The 17974-nt window shown below is 54.8% G+C and carries 19 protein-coding genes; 8 read left to right on the top strand and 11 right to left on the bottom strand.

The features are described 5' to 3' along the window. Nucleotides 1-68 precede the first annotated feature (68 nt). The 3 genes from Pla52nx_RS22925 to Pla52nx_RS22935 all read right to left on the bottom strand — a co-directional run bounded on the left by Pla52nx_RS22925 (nucleotide 69) and on the right by Pla52nx_RS22935 (nucleotide 2119). On the bottom strand, nucleotides 69-482 hold the full coding sequence (locus Pla52nx_RS22925; protein WP_146521561.1) for a hypothetical protein: 414 nt from the start codon (nucleotides 480-482) through the stop codon (nucleotides 69-71). A 131-nt stretch (nucleotides 483-613) separates the two neighbouring features. Then, nucleotides 614-1522 carry an STM4504/CBY_0614 family protein gene (locus Pla52nx_RS22930; RefSeq protein WP_146523846.1) on the bottom strand — a complete coding sequence of 303 codons (909 nt, stop codon included), beginning with the start codon at nucleotides 1520-1522 and terminating at the stop codon, nucleotides 614-616. 312 nt (nucleotides 1523-1834) lie between these two features. Further along, nucleotides 1835-2119 carry a hypothetical protein gene (locus Pla52nx_RS22935; protein ID WP_342190224.1) on the bottom strand — a complete coding sequence of 95 codons (285 nt, stop codon included), beginning with the start codon at nucleotides 2117-2119 and terminating at the stop codon, nucleotides 1835-1837. 105 nt (nucleotides 2120-2224) lie between these two features. Here Pla52nx_RS22935 and Pla52nx_RS22940 point away from each other — a divergent pair, with 105 nt between their 5' ends. Further along, entirely contained in the window at nucleotides 2225-2392 is a 168-nt protein-coding gene (locus tag Pla52nx_RS22940) for a hypothetical protein (protein WP_342190225.1), read from the top strand. 105 nt (nucleotides 2393-2497) lie between these two features. Here the strand turns inward: Pla52nx_RS22940 and Pla52nx_RS22945 are convergent, their stop codons facing one another. The 3 genes from Pla52nx_RS22945 to Pla52nx_RS22955 form a co-directional block, all read right to left on the bottom strand. Next, nucleotides 2498-2962: a hypothetical protein gene (locus Pla52nx_RS22945; RefSeq protein WP_146523844.1), complete on the bottom strand. Its 465-nt coding sequence runs from the start codon at nucleotides 2960-2962 to the stop codon at nucleotides 2498-2500. Between the two features lie 25 nt (nucleotides 2963-2987). Further along, nucleotides 2988-3458: a hypothetical protein gene (locus tag Pla52nx_RS22950; protein WP_146523843.1), complete on the bottom strand. Its 471-nt coding sequence runs from the start codon at nucleotides 3456-3458 to the stop codon at nucleotides 2988-2990. A gap of 144 nt (nucleotides 3459-3602) precedes the next feature. Then, nucleotides 3603-4187, bottom strand: a complete 585-nt coding sequence (locus Pla52nx_RS22955; RefSeq protein ID WP_146523842.1) for a DUF6985 domain-containing protein — start codon at nucleotides 4185-4187, stop codon at nucleotides 3603-3605. A 639-nt stretch (nucleotides 4188-4826) separates the two neighbouring features. Between Pla52nx_RS22955 and Pla52nx_RS22960 the strand changes: the two genes are divergently transcribed. Next, nucleotides 4827-6554 (top strand): integron integrase, encoded by a 1728-nt coding sequence (locus Pla52nx_RS22960; RefSeq protein WP_342190226.1) that lies wholly within the window; start codon nucleotides 4827-4829, stop codon nucleotides 6552-6554. Nucleotides 6555-6943: 389 nt separating this feature from the next. Continuing rightward, nucleotides 6944-7243 (top strand): hypothetical protein, encoded by a 300-nt coding sequence (locus Pla52nx_RS22965; protein ID WP_146517923.1) that lies wholly within the window; start codon nucleotides 6944-6946, stop codon nucleotides 7241-7243. A 654-nt stretch (nucleotides 7244-7897) separates the two neighbouring features. Here Pla52nx_RS22965 and Pla52nx_RS22970 read toward each other — a convergent pair. After that, nucleotides 7898-11050 carry a caspase family protein gene (locus Pla52nx_RS22970; protein WP_146523320.1) on the bottom strand — a complete coding sequence of 1051 codons (3153 nt, stop codon included), beginning with the start codon at nucleotides 11048-11050 and terminating at the stop codon, nucleotides 7898-7900. A 115-nt stretch (nucleotides 11051-11165) separates the two neighbouring features. Next, nucleotides 11166-11585: an acyl-CoA thioesterase gene (locus Pla52nx_RS22975; protein ID WP_146523319.1), complete on the bottom strand. Its 420-nt coding sequence runs from the start codon at nucleotides 11583-11585 to the stop codon at nucleotides 11166-11168. Nucleotides 11586-11979: 394 nt separating this feature from the next. On the opposite strand from Pla52nx_RS22975, the gene Pla52nx_RS22980 reads away from it, so the two are divergent. Further along, nucleotides 11980-12498: an acetolactate synthase gene (locus Pla52nx_RS22980; protein ID WP_146523318.1), complete on the top strand. Its 519-nt coding sequence runs from the start codon at nucleotides 11980-11982 to the stop codon at nucleotides 12496-12498. Between the two features lie 35 nt (nucleotides 12499-12533). Here the strand turns inward: Pla52nx_RS22980 and csrA are convergent, their stop codons facing one another. Then, the gene (gene csrA / locus Pla52nx_RS22985; protein ID WP_146523317.1) at nucleotides 12534-12761 is read right to left on the bottom strand and encodes a carbon storage regulator CsrA; all 228 of its coding nucleotides are present in this window, start codon (nucleotides 12759-12761) and stop codon (nucleotides 12534-12536) included. 291 nt (nucleotides 12762-13052) lie between these two features. On the opposite strand from csrA, the gene Pla52nx_RS22990 reads away from it, so the two are divergent. Continuing rightward, a complete protein-coding gene (locus Pla52nx_RS22990; protein WP_146523316.1) occupies nucleotides 13053-13271 on the top strand; it encodes a hypothetical protein in 219 nt (72 codons plus the stop codon). Nucleotides 13272-14002: 731 nt separating this feature from the next. Here Pla52nx_RS22990 and fliW read toward each other — a convergent pair. Then, on the bottom strand, nucleotides 14003-14491 hold the full coding sequence (gene fliW / locus Pla52nx_RS22995; RefSeq protein ID WP_146523315.1) for a flagellar assembly protein FliW: 489 nt from the start codon (nucleotides 14489-14491) through the stop codon (nucleotides 14003-14005). Nucleotides 14492-14632: 141 nt separating this feature from the next. Between fliW and Pla52nx_RS23000 the strand changes: the two genes are divergently transcribed. From Pla52nx_RS23000 to Pla52nx_RS23010, 3 genes are all read left to right on the top strand, one after another. Continuing rightward, entirely contained in the window at nucleotides 14633-15250 is a 618-nt protein-coding gene (locus Pla52nx_RS23000) for a TerB family tellurite resistance protein (protein WP_146523314.1), read from the top strand. Further along, nucleotides 15247-16017: a methyltransferase gene (locus Pla52nx_RS23005; protein WP_146523313.1), complete on the top strand. Its 771-nt coding sequence runs from the start codon at nucleotides 15247-15249 to the stop codon at nucleotides 16015-16017. Before Pla52nx_RS23000 ends, Pla52nx_RS23005 begins: the two co-directional genes overlap by 4 nt. A gap of 483 nt (nucleotides 16018-16500) precedes the next feature. Beyond that, nucleotides 16501-16803 (top strand): hypothetical protein, encoded by a 303-nt coding sequence (locus Pla52nx_RS23010; RefSeq protein ID WP_146523312.1) that lies wholly within the window; start codon nucleotides 16501-16503, stop codon nucleotides 16801-16803. Nucleotides 16804-16821: 18 nt separating this feature from the next. Here the strand turns inward: Pla52nx_RS23010 and Pla52nx_RS23015 are convergent, their stop codons facing one another. After that, nucleotides 16822-17916: a hypothetical protein gene (locus tag Pla52nx_RS23015; RefSeq protein ID WP_146523311.1), complete on the bottom strand. Its 1095-nt coding sequence runs from the start codon at nucleotides 17914-17916 to the stop codon at nucleotides 16822-16824. Between the last annotated feature and the right edge of the window lie 58 nt (nucleotides 17917-17974).

Genomic DNA, 17974 nt, shown 5'->3' on the forward strand with positions numbered 1-17974 from the left:
CGGGCGGGGAGAGTAAAGTTGTCCATTTCAAATTCGGCCGCAAGCCCCGCTCCGTGTGAATGCCATGGTTATGCACCGTTGTACTGCTTCAGGAACCATCTCTCAAGGAAGATGAATCCGTCAACAGTCATCAACGGATATTCGGCGGTATCTCTTTTCGTGGCATGTCGCACCAACTCGTCGCAGCGCCAGAGTTCGTTGGCGACAATGCGAAAAGTGAGATTGCCATCGTCAGAAGATGTTTCTCCAGCGGAAACTACATTCCAGCCTCTTTTCGCGAATCCAGTACATGCAGTCCATCGCGGGCGATGGATGCCAGTTGTAGGAGCAAGCTGTTCGTACGATGGTGCAAATCCGCGAAACTCCAATTGCATGACGTCACGAAAATGCTTGGAGACGTGAACGACTCGGACATAGGCAAAAGTATCGTCGACGGGAATCTGAATCACATCACCGTGTACTGCTTTTGAGCGTCGAATCATGAACAGTACCTGAGAGCCGATGGTGCATAACGACCGCCGTCACCGGGCACGGAGAGACGACTTTCCACTTGTGAAAACGCGCAAGCCGTGCTCCGTGTGCACGGCATTGTTATTTGCAAGAGATTGTAGAATCAAACGGACTCGACGAATAGCAAAATGTTTGCCGCGGTGGAATGGAGCGCAAAACGCGCTGTCGATTCCGATACAGTAGTTACAGTTGCGCCCTGTCCGTGTCCGCCAAGTTTGTTTCGTACGGTTGGAACGCCACTCTCTAGGATCGCCCGAAGGTTTCCAATGTGGGATTGCATAAACGTCGGAAAAAGCCCGTTTGTCATGCATGTATCAATCAGCGTTTTCGCCGTGTCACGTGGTTGATATTGCCAACCCTTTAGGTCGCAGATCGTCTTCATCGTACTCTCGAATGCCTTCAGGCATTCGGCTAGACATTCTTTATGACGGCCATGCCGGTAGTGTTCATGTGCCTTGAGGAATTCATCGTTAGCGCCTTTGTACTTCGGATCAGAAAGCAGCTTAAGTGCGGGTTTAACGACATCATCATGAATCAACTGGGAGTCGATTCGTATTACTTCTCCTGATACGTATTCAAAACCAACTCCGTGTTCTTTGAATCGAGAATTTGCTTCCGCGATCGTGGCATCTGGGCTTGAAGAACAGCCAATGTACTGCCAATTGCGTTCACGAATAACAGTATCAACGGCGCGCAGGCAGAGTTCAACAATGTCAATTATGTGTTCGACGTCGTCCGTTTGCAGTAGATAATTTGCAACCGACTCCCAATCTGATGAACGATGTTCTTTTGTTAACGAGAAAACACCATATTCACGACAAAGCGTCTTGTGAATGTGGGCGTAAAGCTGCAGAGGCACGTCCTGAAATTGCTCATCACGGCCAATTCCGTCTTGCAGTATCTGGACCAACTGAACGCGAAGTGGCGACGGGACGTCGTCGTACACGTAGACTTCGGGCACATCGCCGCGTAATCGTTTTTGGCGTTTAGAAAACAGGTCGAAAACGGCCATCCGTGATTTCTCTCAGTTGCAAATAACGGCGGCGTTGACCGAGCGACGCCATTGTGGTGTCCATGTTCATCCGGCCGATGCGTCGCTTCGGTCCAACGCATGGTTCTGTCGTCTTCCCAGGCGGCACTGTACCGCTCGGATGCGACCATTGGATTGTATCGCATGCTCGGACCGCACTGCAATTCGAGCCCTGGTTTCGCTCCTGATTTCGTCCCGCCGACGGTGTGGCCGAAGTCGAATGCCGAGGCCGGACCGTCACACGCGATCCAATGGCAACGAATGTTTCGAGCACTTGGTCGTCCGCGCACCGTTTCACGCGCACCATTTCACGCGCAACTGATTGGCGAGAGGACGCTTCACCGAAGTCATCCTACTGTTGTCGGCCCCAAGATCATCCAACTCTTTCGAGGCGTAGATCTCAACATTGCGACGCGACGATCGAGCGCTACGACGACAGAACGGCGGCGTTGACCGAGCGACGCCATTGTGGTTTCCATGTTCATCCGCCCGATGCGTCGCTTCGGTCCAACGCATGGCTCTGTCGTCTTCCGTGGCGGCACTGTACCGCTCGGATGCGACCATTGGATTGTATCGCATGCTCGGACCGCTCTGCAATTCGAGTCCTGGTTTCGTTTCTGAATATGTCCCGCCGACGATGTGGCCGAAGTCGAATGCCGAGGCCGGACCGTCACACGTGTCCCAATGGCAACAGATGACTCGAGCATCCGGTCGACCGCACTCCATTTCGCGCGCAACAGTTCGGCGAGAGGACGCATTGCCGAAGCCAACAACATGCTGTCGGCCCCAAGATCTGCCAACTCATTCGACTGGTCGATCACTACATCGAGACGCGACGATCGAGCACTGTAACGACAGAACGGTGACGATCAGCCGGCGGCGACGGAAGATCAACCATTTCAAAACGCCCGACTTCGCCGCTCGGTTGCATCGTTTGGTTCATCGCATCTCTGTTCATTAGCCGCCGCTAAGCGCCTTACGGTAACGAACAAGTAGAAGGACCCAAACGGTTATTGTAACCATCCCCATCGCGATGAGCATCCAGCCGAACCACTCGTCATTGGAAATCGGAACGCGCAACGCAGCGACCTGCACGTAGGAATGGTCATCCGAAAAACCGTTGATTTCACCGAAAACGAAACGATGCTGTACATGCACGTCATGTATGTGGCCTGTAGCATCGGATTCGGTGATCAGTTGCTTGTATCGGCTCGGAACCGCAGATTCTGCGAGAAGCCTTGCATTTACGATCGAGGCGGCACCTACGAACGAAAAGGACGCGATAACAAAGGCGACAACGATAATGATGATCCAAAAACGCGTCACGCGTTCACTTTGTCGATGAACGGCGGCGATCAGCGGGCCGGGAGAGTTGACTTTCCATCTGTGAAACCCTGCAAGCCCGGCTCCGTTGCATCGCATGGTTCGCCGCGACTGTCTGTTGCGTTCAGTCGCCGCCTTCAGCGTAGTAGCGTAGCTGTTTTGCGTATTCGCCGTCAAACGATCCGTGTGGTCGTTCGCCGTCACGGAAGTAGCGCTCGAGCGTCGTCTTGGGGTGAATCCAATGTTGTTCGATGCCTTGTATCGGTGTGATCACGTCGGCAGGCAAGTCCGGTATGTCCTCGTTTGCGAACGCCACGAGCGATTCAAAGTCAACGGAAATGTGTTGTGCCGCCGCGTCCATTGTCCTCGGATCGGGGAGGTACTTAGTGTGGTACTCGTAGCCAACTAAATCATCCCATTTAGCCGGAGGCGAACCGTCGTGGTCCTCGGCGTATGACGCGATGATGCAGGTAACGCCCCACTCGTAGTACGCCGACTTGATGCCGCGTTGAAGATTGATGGCAGTCCATCCAAGACACGCGACTATCAGAGTCGGCAGTGCGATCCAAAGCAGCGTTTTGGTGCGTTGTCGCATCGGCATACTTCAGTGCAAGGTGACAACGGATTGATGATAGCCATTTCCAGTCGGCGAACGACAGCCGTAACCGGGCGGCCGCCAAAAGACTCTGATTTCAATATCCGCGTTGTCGGCCGCTCCGGTTCACGGCATGGTTATGCCTCATTCTGCAATGTCGCTGCGCCACAGCGAAATGTCCAAGCCGTGTTCGGTGTCCCAACTGGAGTGAAAATGAAATCTTGCGATCGCGCAGTCATCACGCACTTCCGGACCCAGCGTAATTGATGTGAGTGTGTATAGTTTGTCAATTGCGGATTCTGATTCCCAGTCGACAAGATCTTGGACATCTTCCCAACCTTCGACATCGTCGTCTCTGTCTCGTTGGAATCCACTCCATCCTAGCTTGTGATGCCTCATTAGTTCAGCACGCAACACCTGCTCAATTCTTTCACGATTGGCAATTAGATGATCCCATGCAGCTTCATGATGCATGGACACGGCTCCATTTCCAAGCGATTGCACGAAGAGTTCAAAGGTAGATTCGCCGTCTTCCTCATCTTCTTCCCAGCAGCCGTAAACTGACAGGTCGAACCGTGCACGCGATTCTTGCAGAACTGGCCGTTCTGTGATGGAGCGCCAGTACCCGTGGGACTCCTGCTGAAAGCTGTCTGCGAATGTGCTCATACGGAATCCGAAGGCATAACGGCAGCGTTGACCGAGCGACGCCATTGTGGTTTCCATGTTCATCCGCCCGATGCGTCGCTTCGGTCCAACGCATGGTTCTGTCGTATTCCGTGGCGGCACTGTACCGCTCGGATGCGACCATTGGATTGTACCGCATGCTCGAACCGCACTGCAATTCGAGTCCTGGATTCCGCTCCTGATTTTGCCCCGCCGACGATGTGGCCGAAGTCGAATGCCGATGCCGGACCGTCACACGTGTGCCAATGGGAACAAGTGGTTCGAGCATCCGGTCGACCACACTCCATTTGACGCGCAACGGTTCAGCGAGAGAACTCGCGGCCGAAGCCGACGTGCTGCTGTCGGCCCCATGATCTGCCAACTCATTCGATTGGTCGATCGCTACATCGACACGCGACGATCGAGCACTGTAACGACAGAACTTGTAATTAAGGGGAGTCAGGACTTGGCGGTTGGTTATTTGACGCCTTATTGGCGGTTGGCCCTCGCGTTATCCCGGTCTTATTGGCAGTTGACTGATTTTGGCCAAGCTTTTCAGCAATTTGCCAATAAGAACGCCACGCATTATAGGCAGTTGCCGCTTTGCGTGCAATCCCAGGTGGGGTTGACACCGCCTGGCAGGGTCTGCATTTTGACGGCACGGACATTTTGTGCATTTGGATTTCCGATTTGAGGGGGCATGCAATGACAAGATCTGAGAGCAGGCGTGAGAGTGGGTACGGTGGGGGTCATGAGAGCGTTGTCGCTTCGGGAAAGCCGGATTGGCCAGCGATCTGGTATGCGAAGTTGCGACGGCATCACCAAATTGCCCAGCGTGAACGATGGCAGTTCGATGGCGAGCATGTTGTTGCCTATTTGATTCGCATCAAAGCCGACGGCATGCCCATTTGGAAACGCTTGAAAGTGGCAGAAGCGCTACTGGAGTTTCGCCGACGCAAACGATGGGAAGAGTGCCCGCGTTTGGATGAGGTGTGTGAGACGCTGCGCAATATGAAACGAGCCCAGCACCAACGTGAGCTTGGAAAGGAAGCGTTTGGGAGCAATCTCAGGACATCCGAATCGGACCTTGAGGAGCGTGGACACATTGACCCCAGAGAACCGATCGTGTTGCAAGAGTTTCGAAGTGTGATCCGAGCGAATCAACTTGCGTACAGCACTGAGGAAGCCTATGTCGCTCAGGTCAGAAAATTTCTCAGAGCAGTCAAACGCTTGGATGCGTTTGAACGCGTGGGGGCGGAAGATGGTTATGGGCTGAGTGACTTGACCGCCCGAGATGTGGAGTCCCATCTGACGAATTTAGCAGTGAAAGAGAACCTTGCTGAGAACTCTCAGGATCAGGCGTTCTATGCGATCCTTTATCTTTTCACTCACGTCTTGAAGAGAGAACTGAAAGAAGTCAACGCGATCCGGTCGACCAAGCCGAAGCGAGTTCCCGTGGTGATGAGTCGACCAGAGGTCCGGTCCGTGCTGTCGCACTTGAGCGGCGTCTACTTTTTGATGGCTCAGTTGATGTATGGAACGGGGATGCGTCTGGGGGAGTGTTTGCGTTTACGCGTGAAAGACATCGACTTTGACAACCGCATGATTTATGTGCGTCGTTCTAAGGGCAAGAAGGACCGTCGTGTTCCTTTGCCCGAGACGGTGGTTGAATCATTGCAAAAGAAGCTTCAGTGGCGCAGGAAGCTTCACGACCAAGATTTAGCCGAAGGCGTTGCTTCCGTGTTTCTGCCGAAAGCGTTGGATCGAAAATACCCCAATGCCCACCGGGAGTTTCGTTGGCAGTTCATTTTCGCGTCTCATCGTTTGTCACGAAATCCGCGAGACAGGCGGATGCATCGTCATCATTTGCACAAGAAAACGTTTCCTGATCATTTGAAGCGAGCGGTGGAGAAAGCAGGAATTGAGAAGCAGATCACGTCTCATGTTTTTCGCCACAGTTTTGCAACTCACTTACTGGCCAGCGGTACGGACATCCGGACAATCCAAGAGTTGTTGGGGCATGCGGATGTAAAGACGACCATGATTTACTTGCACTGTTTGAGCGATCCGTCGGAGACGGTTAAGAGTCCGCTGGATCGGTTGAACGAGGGCATTGTTGATCGAAACAATGCGTCGGAGCATGTCCGAGCACAGGCGAAGGAACTGGAGCTTCATGCCTCTGACGGTGGCGTGGCGAAGCCTAGGAACGGTGGCGAATCGGTGCAAGAAAGTTCGAGAATGCAAACGCATATTCCGGATCAACCGGTCATTGACCGTGGATGCGTTGAAAGCACCCCGCCATTACCTACTTCTGAAGGAGGTTCGTCGCGTGTCGGTTTGATGAGGGATGCGAGTCGACGGATTGGGACGTGGGTCGCGGTACACCTACGTGGATTTGGCAAAAGGCAGGATCGCGGGGTGGCGAGTGGGTAGTGTCGTATGGGAATGCTGATCGTGAGATGTTGCCGTGTGAGTCACTGAAGAAGCTGTGTTGTTTAGATGGTGGTTGCTCGAGAACATTCGGGTCTGTGATATCTTCCTGCATTCGGTTTTCTTCTCTGCAAATTCGAAACTTGGCGACGCGGCACGGTTGGTCACCTCGCTTCGCTCGCTGGGGTGAGCGTCTCGGAGAGACGCTTCTACGTGATGTGGTGTATTGGGATTTGTGCATGCTCATCCCCAAGCCTTTCTCCGCCAGATCCTGACTCGCTGGAAACTCGCCAGGATTCGGGGGAGAAGAAAGTGGTCAGTCCGCTGGATCGACTCAATGAGCGGAACGCGATGCAGAGTGAAGTCAAGCGAGTGTTCCGGAGCGGATGGTAATGCCGGAAGGCAATCTCAGGACATCCGAATCGGACTTGGAGGAGCGTGGACACATTGACCCCAAAGAACCGCTTGTGCTGCAAGAGTATCGAAGTGTGATCCGAGCGAATCAATTTGCGTACAGCACAGAGGAAGCCTATGTCGCTCAGGTCAGAAAGTTTCTCAGAGCAGTCAAACGCTTGGATGCGTTTGAACGCGTGGGGGCGGAAGATGGCTATGGGCTGAGTGACTTGACCGCCCGAGATGTGGAGTCCCATCCTACGAATTTAGCAGTATCTGTCGCTGCATCCGCAGCTTGATGGGGTGATTATCGGTTGGACGTGGGGCTGACGCCCCACGCTTTATGCTGTCGCTGCCTCCGCAGCTAGAAGCGGTCACACGCAGAAGATGTTTTCATGTTCCATGGCCAACATCCATCGACACGTTTGACCAACGCAGCAAAGTGCTGTGTCCCCCGGATCGTGTTCGTGTCCCCCGGATCGTGTCTGAAAGTCCAGGGCGGAACGCAGTACCGCCTTGAGTAATCGAACACCCGACTACTTTTACCTTGCCAGAAATGGCAAAACACCTTTGTCCATCCCGGACGTACCATTCGTTGAAATCATTATTGCGTCGAACAAAGAGTGTGACGCCCACTTCGGGGCTTTGTGGGAACGACGCACATCAACCCAGGGCGACGCTGCGCTCTGCCCTGGGCTATCTTGTCATGTCCCTTCAGGACGGTATCGATATCGTCCCTCTGAAACGAAAATAGCGTCTACCGTCCCGAGAGACGTTGCTATGTGGGGTGGCATATGGGTTTTCGTGCATCCCTCATCTTCAAGGCATTCTCCCACAGATCCGGCCTCGTCTGGGTTCGCTGGGATTTGAGGGAGATCGGGGCATTGGTTTGGGGGCGTGCAGTGCTGAGCGGCTGAAGCCTGGACACCAGCGCGGGCTGCTAGATGCGCTTGCTAGGGGGTGCTGATCGACAGGACGTTGAAGTCGCTGACGGTGGGTGGTTGCAGGATGACGGGATGCTGGGCGTCGTTGGTCAATTTCTTGACCCTGCGGCTGAGATTGAATTGAATCTCCGACAGGGTCAGCAGTCCGTCGCCCGGTTTGTCCAAATCGGAATCCCGGTCGGCAGCGGCATCCAAGATGGCTTTGGTGAATGCGCCGTGCCCCCAGTCGGGACGTTCCAGACTTTCCTCTCGAGGGAGCGAAGAGCAAAACACCACCGCACCGACTTCTTCTTGCGCCAGGCTTCGCAGTGGATCACGAATCGAGCCTTGCCCGCCGCTGACTCCGCCGCTGTGACAGGTATCCGCGAACAGTAGGAACTTGCATGGCAGGTCTTCGATCAACGCTTGGACTTCACTCCAACGCAACCCGGTGCTTCGCATCCGCTCAACGTCCAAGTCGTGAGGCGCGAAATAGTAGTTGTCGCGAGCATCACGCACGCCGTGGGAGGAAACGAACATGACAGCGACGTCAGTGGGTTGGCAATTCTCGACCAGCCAATCCATCGCGTCCAAAATGCCTTGGCGAGTGGCGTCTTGGTTGACCAGCAACTTGGACTGGACGTCACGATACAGACCAGACTGTCGCTCCGCGAAGAGCTTGGCAAACTCGGTTGCGTCGTTATCGGCAAAGTTCAAGTTGTATTCTTCATGCTGGAATTGCGAGACGCCCACCGAAAGCACAAAGAGTTTGGATTTGAGAATCGTCGGCTCAGGTACATTCTGCTCAAGCTCCACGATGACTTCGTTGGAAACGCTGCGAGCGGCTGGCGTCAGCGCGACGGCGGTCAAAACGTTCCTGCCAGGAGTCAACGTGACGGTTTGTTTCAAGGGAGCCTGTAGTGATTCTGCTGATGGAAGAATCGGTTTGCCCACGGCGATGCCATTGACCAGCACGCGGACTTCACGTATCGGCATGCCGGTGGATGCGCATTGGACTTCAACAATGACCGTTTCATCTTGGACGAGCGAACCTGTTTGAGGAGAAACGATCTGGATACTGGGTGGCTGAACTTCGTTCATTTGCTGTTTGTCCCGGAGGTCCATCGGTTTGGGCGGCCGGGCTTGTTGGGCATTGGCCGCCGCGATGGCTTCGCTGGTATTGCCAAGAACCAGGACTTGGTCAATGACATCAGGTCGATAGAAGTTTTCTTGAAACAGGCGTGCGGGATAATAGTCCGCTGCCTGATCCCATCCTCGATTGACGTGCCAGCCGATCAAGGAGTCGCCGCGTGGCGAGGCGTCGTAGTAGCCCTCGGGCGTCCACAATACCCATTCGTTGTCACGTGAAATAAACAGGCTCAACAGCAAGCGGGCGCGGAGCATGGGATCGCGGATCAGTTCGACATCGGCTTGGTAGTTCTCCTCTCCGCGTCGCAAGGTAAGAGTGACTTTGTCGCCCGGCATGTATGGAAAACGATTGTCGGCAGACAACTGGCCGATTTCCGAGACATCGACGTCACCAATCTTGAGCAGATAATCTCCCGGTTTCACACCTGCTTTTTCAGAAGCTCCGCCGGCAGCGACTTGGTGAATCAATCCGTTTTCAAACGAGATATCCAAGTCCACCGTTCCGGATTGCCCAAACCGTTCCAGGTTCCAAATCCGAATGGTGCCATCCATCCCGGAGGTCGCCAAGAAGCGTCCATCGCTAGATTCGCTCATCGCGGTCACGCTTTCCTCGTGCCCCATCATCATCGCATGGTTGACCAGAACCCCCTGAGTCGGAAAACCGAGAAAGACGATATTGCGATCCGCAAATGCAAAGGACCCCGGCTGAGCTTGGCCAAGTGACCGCAACAGGGAATACGTCCAGATGTAGCTGTCGTAGACTTTGCCCTTGGCGATCGGGCTGCTTGTTTGGTCCTGCATCTCCAGTTGGAAATTCAGCGTCTCAATCGTCTTGTCTTTGGTGGACTTGATCCAGCGCTGACCATCATTGATGAGTTCTTGGCGAAAAGTCTCTCCTGATGCGGGGACGATCCGCCGTTTGACAAGATCGAAGACTTGGTCCAGCTCGGACCAATGGTTCGTCCTCCACTCTTTGCCTTGATTGGGCCGAATGCCGAAGCCGATCTTGGTTCCGGTTTCATCGAACCCGACATCCCAGATCGGTCGCGTGCCGCTTTTGAATACGCGGACCGGGTTCCCCGTTGCTGCTTCCCACACATGAATTTCGCCCAGCGTGTCACCAGCCGCGATCAGCTTGCCGTCGGGACTGACAGCCGGCCGTGACGGCAGGTACCTGTGTTTTTCGTAGACACCGACCGGCTTGCCATCGCTCATGTTGCATGTCGCAACGATGTATTTGGGTGCACCGTTGGATTCTCCGATCGCGGAGACGACGATCATTTGCTGCTCTATCATCGGCTCAAAGAAAGCGGGTTTGGCTTCGTAGGGCAACGAATCGACAATCAGTCGATTGGCCGCTTGAATCGCCGGCAGATGGCCACCATTTTCAACGGTTTGACCAGTGACGGCATCAAAGGCAAAGGCACCTCGATCGGTAAAGCCGTAGAGATGCGAATCGCTCGTGGGAAAACCGAGGTAGGTGATGAATTCGCAATCAAGCCGAATCGTCATGCGGTTGGCTTGGGTATCGAATGAAAAGATACTTCGTTTGGGCTGGTCGCCTTTCAAGTCCACGCCGTGAAAAGCGATGTGTCGTCCATCGGCGGATCGAACCACACGATTGATGGCGACGTTCTTCATTCCCTGAGTTCGCAGGAACGTTGGAGGCAGTGTTTGATAGTCGTAGTCGCGAAAGGTTTCGCCCAGTCCCTGGATGCCGACAGTCAGCGTGTCGTTTGTTACACACAGATCGCCGACGTTGCCCAGTGAAGCCGTCCCCCGCTGACCGCGCAACGTCCACCTCAGGTCACCCGATGCGATGTCCCAACAGCGGACCAATTTTTCTCCGCCGACGATGATTTCGCGACCGTCCGGCGAAAACCGGAGCCCGTTGACTTCGCCGGAAAAGCCGCCGGCATCAAGCACCAACTGGGTCGAACCGTCTGAGCCTTGCAGGGCGGGGCGTTGTTGAGCTGACACCAAAGAAACAAATGTCAGTGCGCATCCAATCGTCATCGCTACACGGCTTTTCACTCAACTAGCTCCGATCTGAGGTCATGAAACGGTGACTTCGCCAGCGTACATGTTTCCGTGACGAGGTCGGTCGATGAGTCGCCAGGATAGCACGTCAACTGCGAGTCATCAGCCGTTAGCCAAGGAACTCTGGCGGCAGACGCGATGGGCGTCCTTGGCTGTCCAGACAAGCGATCGTCGACTCGGCTTCCACGATCAGTTCATCGCCACGCAGGATTCGGTAACGATGGCGGATTCGCACCTTCCGCACCTCGATGACTTCCGTGATCAAGTCCAGATGGTCGTCAAACTCGGCTGCGGCGTGGTAACGGACATTCATTTCGGTGACCACCAGAATCCGGCCAGCGTCTTCGACGGCTTTGTAGAGGATTCCGGCCGCTCGGAGCATTTCCACTCGTCCGCGTTCGAAATAGTTGAGATAGTTGGCGTGGTGGACTCGACGTTGCCCATCGGTTTCGTGATAGGCGACCCGAATCTGCGTGTGAAAAGGGGACAACGGAGACGAGGAGTCGGCAATCGGCTTAGACGTGGCCATGACGCGTCCGGCAGACGAGAATATGCGGCAAAACGAGAGAAATTCACGAACACTCGTATTTGGCGGGCTCTCCAATCGCCCGACGATGAGACCGTTTCAGTGGAACAAGCAGACTGTCGACTTAGTGAGCCGACGGCGCTAGCCACGGGCCTTATGGTAATGATCCAACCCTTCGAAGCCCGTGGCTCAACCCTTCGAAGCCCGTGGCTAGCGCCATCGGCTCAAGAGAATTGCGCGACGCACTGCATCAACAGCCCGCAGCGACGGGGTTTGAATTGACCGGTCGGAGCAAAAAAGCCTACACTTCCTGCTGTACGCCGGCTAGGGATTGTCGGATGGTTGCCACACCCTCAACAACACGAGCGAGCAGATGGGATCAGGTGATGGATCTGACATGGGGAATGGGTCAGATAGTGGTGGAGGCGGAGCAGGAACCCGATTTGAAACGCTCCGCGGCAAAGATTTCCCCGCGCTCCGACAGTTTACGATTTTTCTAGAGAATCGGGTCGGTCAGCTGCTGGAGGTCGTGCGACGGTTCGAGGGCACGGGAATTCGCATCTGCGCCCTGTCGATCAACGACGCGGCGGAATGCGCCTTTGTGCGTTTCCTGGTCAGTGACGCGGACCGTGGTCGTGAGATTCTGGAACGCAGTGGATTGGCATTGATCGAAACCGATTTGATCGGAGTTCAATTGCCCGATGGGCCACAACCGTTCTTGCGCGTCTGCACCGCCCTGCTGCAAGCCGAGCTGAACATCATTCAGACTTATCCACTCATTGTCCGTCCCTTGGGACGTCCTGCGGTCGCCATCATGGTCGAGAATATCGACACCGCCATGGAGACACTTCGCGAAAAAGGATTCACGATGATCACCGAGGGCGATTTGGACGATAATCCGACGATCGATCAGTAAGCCAGCGAGATTTCGCTGAGCCCACTGTCGGATCGCTATTTATCGCCAGGCGGTCGTACGTCTTTGGTCGCATTGGCACCCGTCTGCGTTGCGCGACGGTTTTCACGTTGGATCGCCTCGTAGACTTCTTGGCGATGGACCGGGATCGACTGCGGAGCTTCGATGCCTAATCGGACTTTATCACCACGGATATCTACGATCGTCACGACGACGTCGTCGCCGATCATGATGCTTTCGTCGCGGTGTCGGGATAGGACCAGCATTATGGCCTCAACATCATCTGAATGAGTGGGAATTGGGAGACTGCTAACGAGACCGTCGAACACACTGAGCGTCAAAGGGAGTGTTGCTCGGGCACGCATTCGGCGGCGTTGAGCGTGATTCGATTTTGAGCGAACCACCCTCGACACGGTTAGCATCGGCGCAACTGCAGAAGAATTTGATATCGTTCTTTGCAGATAGGGCCATGCCGATCATGCAGATTCATCTCGGCGATGCGGTTGTTGGGAAAGACGGCATGGCAACGCGTCTTGAGCCCCTACAACCGGTCGATCATGTGTCGCTCCTACATAGATTTTGGTTCGCGTGCCTCAGAGTCGCTGCGAGCCTCGCAATGGAACCGACCGTCCGAACAAGAAGTGGCGAAAGAGTTTGCCAGCGGTGGGGAGGTGGATCTCATGCTCGTTCTGGAAAACGAGACGCTCGCCAACGCGATGCGGCCAATGGATGCCCATGGGGCTAGCCCGGATGATTCATCAGCCGGCACGCGATAGCGTCCGGTTCCGGATTACAGGCGTGAGAACCGGACGCTATCGCGTGGCGGCTGATGGGAGCAGACTGTTTTCGCACCCGTCCGCGTAAGAGCCGCTTTGTGAAAGCGTATTGCGAAGCCTAGTGCATCGTCCAGACTTGATTTTGGGGTTAGCCGTTTTGACGATAGCCACGGTTGAGTCGCGAAAACCGTGGCTAACGCCAAAACGGCTCATTGATCGAACTCGCGTTCTAAGCGAAAACCGTGGCTAACGCCAAAACGGCTCATTGATCGAACCCGCGTTCTAAGCGAAAACCGTGGCTAACGCCAAAACGGCTCATTGATCGAATCCGCGTTCTAAGCGAAAACCGTGGCTAACGCCAAAACGGCTCATTGATCGAATCCGCGTTCTAAGCGAAAACCGTGGCTAACGCCAAAACGGCTCATTGATCGAACCCGCGTTCTAAGCGAAAACCGTGGCTAACGCCAAAACGGCTCATTGATCGAACCCGCGTTCTAAGCGAAAACCGTGGCTAACGCCAAAACGGCTCATTGATCGAACCCGCGTTCTAAGACTGGACGAAGCACTTGTGCCAAGATCGCGAGTTGAGCTTTGATACCAGCACGAAGCGCAAGCGAGTGATTCACGGCGTTTTATTCACTCGCTTGCGCTTCGTGCTGGTATTTGCTTCGTTTCCAATCAAGGTCAATTCAAAATCGCAGCACTAGAGAGAGTCGCGTGAATGATCCGAGCTAGGCGGCTCGTCGGGCGGCGATTTTGGTCGCAACGCCAGTTGGTCGTGTATCAGACGCTGCGGTGTCGTTACGACGCGTGGGCAGTGCATACTGGATCGGGTAGGATTCTGCCGTAACAATTTGGCAGCCCAGTCGGCGACTCAAGTTCAGCAGGATCGGGGCCCTGAGATTCGTGGTCATGCGTCCGGAGTGCCCCGACAGCGTGGACAGCACGTACAATTCGGCTTCTGCGCTAAGGTGCAAACAGGCCAGATCACGCCGTGAAACTTCCACGCGATAGTCCGCGTAAAAGGCTCGCGGGCTGACCACTGCCAATGCCCGGTCCCCCCGAGCCGCCGATTGCAGCCATGCGACCGATGGATTACTGGGGTCCGGCAGCAGCGCCCATTGACGCAACATTTCCATCCCTACCAGGCCACTGGGGAACAAGAAAAGCTGGTCTTGTTCCAAGTGAATGGTGCCAAATCGTTGAGTATCTATCCGCATCGCACATGCCTGGTCATGAAGGCTGACGGTCCTGGCACGAGGGATCGACGTGATTGCCAGGATTCACATAGTGGTCTATCGGCAAAGTCGCCGGTACGAATCGACAAAATCGTTTAAGAACGCCAAAGCCCAACAACCGCGATGATCTTCATCGGCACCACCAATCTGACTCGGACGCGAGATCGTGGTCAGTTCTATTGCCCGAACTGCCGGTGTGACCAGCCATATTGCTTGCGCTCTCGCCGGCCATTCCTGACGGTTTACTTCATCCCGACCGTGCCCATCGGCGACGCGCAACGCTACATTCAGTGCGACGAATGCGGCCAACGCTGGGATCAGTCGGTGATGCACTTTCGCACACCTGGGCAACCCACCATCGACCGGGAGAGTTTTGAATATCAAGCCTTTCACGCTGCGATTCTGGTGGTGCTGATTGACGAGACGATCGACGAAGTAGAAATCGCGGTGCTACACGACATTGCGATTCGGCTGTCGGGCGAACCGGTGGACCGTGAAACGTTGGGACGTTGGTGTTCGATCGCTCAAGAAAACCGGATCAGCGCTGTCAACTATGCCTGGACCTTGTCTCGCCGATGGGACACCCAGCAGCGTGCGGAAGCCTTGGGGGTGATGTTTCTGGCCGCCACCGCCCACGGCGAAATGAACACGCTGCAGTCTGACACGCTGGCTCGCATGCGTGATATCTTTGATTTCAGTGACGACCAATATCGACGTGCGATCGAGTCAGCATTCCAATGAAATTTCCAATGTTCCATCGCCTGCCAATCACGATGCTCGTGCTGGTCTCTATGGCATGTGTGTCGGCTTGCGGTAGGAAGGTCCGCGAGGATCTGGACTACGACTATGACGTGATCCAAACGTGGGAATTGCCAGAGCTTCAATACGGCGAGATCGTTCAGTTTGAAAGTGTGTTTTGGGAACCTGACGACACGGGTTCGTTGAGAAAGTTGATTTGCGAAGACCAGATCGTCAGCGGACGTACCGTTTTGGAAATCGGTACAGGGTCCGGCTTGTTGGCAATCCTGTGCGCTCAGAACAATGCCGACAAAGTTGTCGCCACCGACATCAACCCGGCGGCTGTCGCCAATGCACGGTACAACGCGGCGATGCTGCAAGTCGATCCGCTGATCGATTTTCGAAAGGTGGACAAAGCATCGCCCGGCGGTTTTTCGGTGATCAAACCTGGCGAACGTTTTGACCTGATCCTCTCCAATCCACCTTGGGAAGACGGCAGCGTGGCTCGTCCGGCCGACCACGCCTTTTATGATCCGGGTTTTGCCTTGATGGATTCGATCTTGGACGGTTTGCCAAAGCATCTCAATCCCGGCGGAAGGTGTCTCCTGGCATACGGCCATCGTCCCGCCATCGAACGCCTGCTGGTCGAAGCGAAAAAGCGAGGCTATCCGCTCAAGATCCTGGACGATCGCAAGCTCGGGGATCTGCAGAAAGATTTCCTGCCGGGAATGTTAGTGGAAGTTCGTTTGCCTCAGGACCAAGATTTCTGACCAATTCAGAACCGTAAACCTAACTTTGCGGCCTGACATCTAACGCCCAGATTTCCAGCGTCTTGGTGACTGGTCTTTCATCCAACACCGTTCCATTTCGTTTAACCCTCGCCCGAAGGGTAGGTCGTACTGCGTTGAGCGTCGCCTACGGCTACCGGTTAAACGAAAACGCCACCGCCGGGTGCTTCGTTCAACGGTATTGGTCTTTCATCCGGAAAACCTACAGTGCGGTTCCTCACGCCATCTCTCGCGTTGTTCCAGGGTCGGCAACCTATTTGTTGACGGCCCTAAGACGCCCCGCAGTCGCTGTCAAGTGAAAAAACATTGCTGAAATTGCGCGATTGTTTTCGCTTGCGACTGCTTGCCTGGCGTCAGTAACATAGAACTTAATCGCGGTGACTTCATTCATTGATTATCACGATCGTGCTCGGGCCGATCACGTCGCCACGAACTCCTCCATTCAGTAGCGGGATAGTTCACAGGATGATCCACTACACCTGCGATCGATGCAAACAGAAGATCGATCCGAATACTCAAGTGCGTTACGTCGTGACGATCGACGTACAAACCGCCGATGACGCGATGGGCGTGTACGACGAAGAAGTCGATCAATTAGCCGAGTTGCATTTGGAGTTGGAAAGTTTGAACGAGGCCATCGATATCGATGATTCCGTCGAGACGGTGGACAGGGAACAATACGATTTGTGCGAAGACTGTCACCGACAGTTTCTCAAGAATCCCCTGGGACGCGACCCTCTGTTGGCGATCGGATTTAGCAACAATTGAATCCGCTGAACAACGGAATCAGTTTGCCGTACTGACCAACTTTTCATCGGATACGCCCGATTCGCCTTGGATGGATTGTTCTGCACCGAGTTCACGAAACGCTTTGCGGGTGTCGTCGTACTCCAAAACGGCGACCCGCACGGGCATCTGCAAGCGACTGATGGTTTTGTCGATCATTGGATCAGCCGCACCGGCGAGCAAACGGTCCAGCCAGTTCGAGTGTTCCATACCGTCCGAGTCGTTCCACGGTGTCAGCGACTCCAAAGCCTGTTTCCAGGGTGGTGTCCGCGGAGTTGACTTGGACGCCAATTCACGCAAGCGTCGTTCGTTGCGAGCGAGTTGTTCGGCAAGCTCACGTGCTTGAACATCACCGGCACAGTAGACCGCGACGACGAAGTGATTCATTTGCACGGTCTCGGCTTTGACATCACCTGCGAATGTCATCGTGTCCTGTTGAGCATGCACGGTGACGTCGAGCAAGTCGCCTCGCCAACCATCGGGGATCGCGAATGTCACATGGAAACGTTTTTCGCCCTCCAAGACCAATGTCGGCGTCTCACGAAGTTTAAAAAACACGCCGTGACCTCGATTGATCGTTCCCGATGCCATCACGGTATGTAGAGGGGCGACGCGATCGTATTGCTGTGAGTTGATCCGTTTCTGTTGGTCGTCCATACCGACATGACCGCGGGCCAGATGGCTGTAGTTGATGTCCGCGGCGATACCGAATGAATCGACGTCCTCACGCGTCTGGGTCACTTTGATCGGTCCCTCGACGCCACTGTGCAGTTCCGTCTTGGGGTCGTAGTCCAACACCGTGATACGACTTTGCGGCGTGCATCGAATGATCCATTGATCCACTTTTGACCCAGATCCCCCTGAGACCAGTGACGAGAGCCGCAGTTCCACCTGAACTTGTCGGCCGCCATCGGGGCGATCACTGCAAACTCCTGCGACAACCTGTGGCATGTCGAACTCGATCGACGAGCCGGCTGCCCACGCGGAGGGAGAAACGATTCCACTGGACAAGTCGACCAGCGCGACCAGCGCAAACGTGGTGCAGAACCGAAGCAGAACTCGTGCTGGTGTTTGTGTAGCGTGTGATTGGTACATCCGTATTGACTCCGTGAAGTCGACTCAACTGAGTCGCTCAAGACAGCGAGATTGCCTT

The sequence above is a fragment of the Stieleria varia genome (assembly GCF_038443385.1).
Taxonomy (GTDB): domain Bacteria; phylum Planctomycetota; class Planctomycetia; order Pirellulales; family Pirellulaceae; genus Stieleria; species Stieleria varia.

Bases quoted from the DNA above. Each gene is read 5' to 3' on its own strand.
- Pla52nx_RS22925 (WP_146521561.1), bottom strand. From the start codon at position 482: ATGATTCGACGCTCAAAAGCAGTACACGGTGATGTGATTCAGATTCCC.
- Pla52nx_RS22930 (WP_146523846.1), bottom strand. From the start codon at position 1,522: ATGGCCGTTTTCGACCTGTTTTCTAAACGCCAAAAACGATTACGCGGC.
- Pla52nx_RS22935 (WP_342190224.1), bottom strand. From the start codon at position 2,119: ATGCGATACAATCCAATGGTCGCATCCGAGCGGTACAGTGCCGCCACG.
- Pla52nx_RS22940 (WP_342190225.1), top strand. From the start codon at position 2,225: ATGGCAACAGATGACTCGAGCATCCGGTCGACCGCACTCCATTTCGCG.
- Pla52nx_RS22945 (WP_146523844.1), bottom strand. From the start codon at position 2,962: ATGCGATGCAACGGAGCCGGGCTTGCAGGGTTTCACAGATGGAAAGTC.
- Pla52nx_RS22950 (WP_146523843.1), bottom strand. From the start codon at position 3,458: ATGCGACAACGCACCAAAACGCTGCTTTGGATCGCACTGCCGACTCTG.
- Pla52nx_RS22955 (WP_146523842.1), bottom strand. From the start codon at position 4,187: ATGAACATGGAAACCACAATGGCGTCGCTCGGTCAACGCTGCCGTTAT.
- Pla52nx_RS22960 (WP_342190226.1), top strand. From the start codon at position 4,827: ATGACAAGATCTGAGAGCAGGCGTGAGAGTGGGTACGGTGGGGGTCAT.
- Pla52nx_RS22965 (WP_146517923.1), top strand. From the start codon at position 6,944: ATGCCGGAAGGCAATCTCAGGACATCCGAATCGGACTTGGAGGAGCGT.
- Pla52nx_RS22975 (WP_146523319.1), bottom strand. From the start codon at position 11,585: ATGGCCACGTCTAAGCCGATTGCCGACTCCTCGTCTCCGTTGTCCCCT.
- Pla52nx_RS22980 (WP_146523318.1), top strand. From the start codon at position 11,980: ATGGGGAATGGGTCAGATAGTGGTGGAGGCGGAGCAGGAACCCGATTT.
- csrA (WP_146523317.1), bottom strand. From the start codon at position 12,761: ATGCTGGTCCTATCCCGACACCGCGACGAAAGCATCATGATCGGCGAC.
- Pla52nx_RS22990 (WP_146523316.1), top strand. From the start codon at position 13,053: ATGTGTCGCTCCTACATAGATTTTGGTTCGCGTGCCTCAGAGTCGCTG.
- fliW (WP_146523315.1), bottom strand. From the start codon at position 14,491: ATGCGGATAGATACTCAACGATTTGGCACCATTCACTTGGAACAAGAC.
- Pla52nx_RS23000 (WP_146523314.1), top strand. From the start codon at position 14,633: ATGATCTTCATCGGCACCACCAATCTGACTCGGACGCGAGATCGTGGT.
- Pla52nx_RS23005 (WP_146523313.1), top strand. From the start codon at position 15,247: ATGAAATTTCCAATGTTCCATCGCCTGCCAATCACGATGCTCGTGCTG.
- Pla52nx_RS23010 (WP_146523312.1), top strand. From the start codon at position 16,501: ATGATCCACTACACCTGCGATCGATGCAAACAGAAGATCGATCCGAAT.
- Pla52nx_RS23015 (WP_146523311.1), bottom strand. From the start codon at position 17,916: ATGTACCAATCACACGCTACACAAACACCAGCACGAGTTCTGCTTCGG.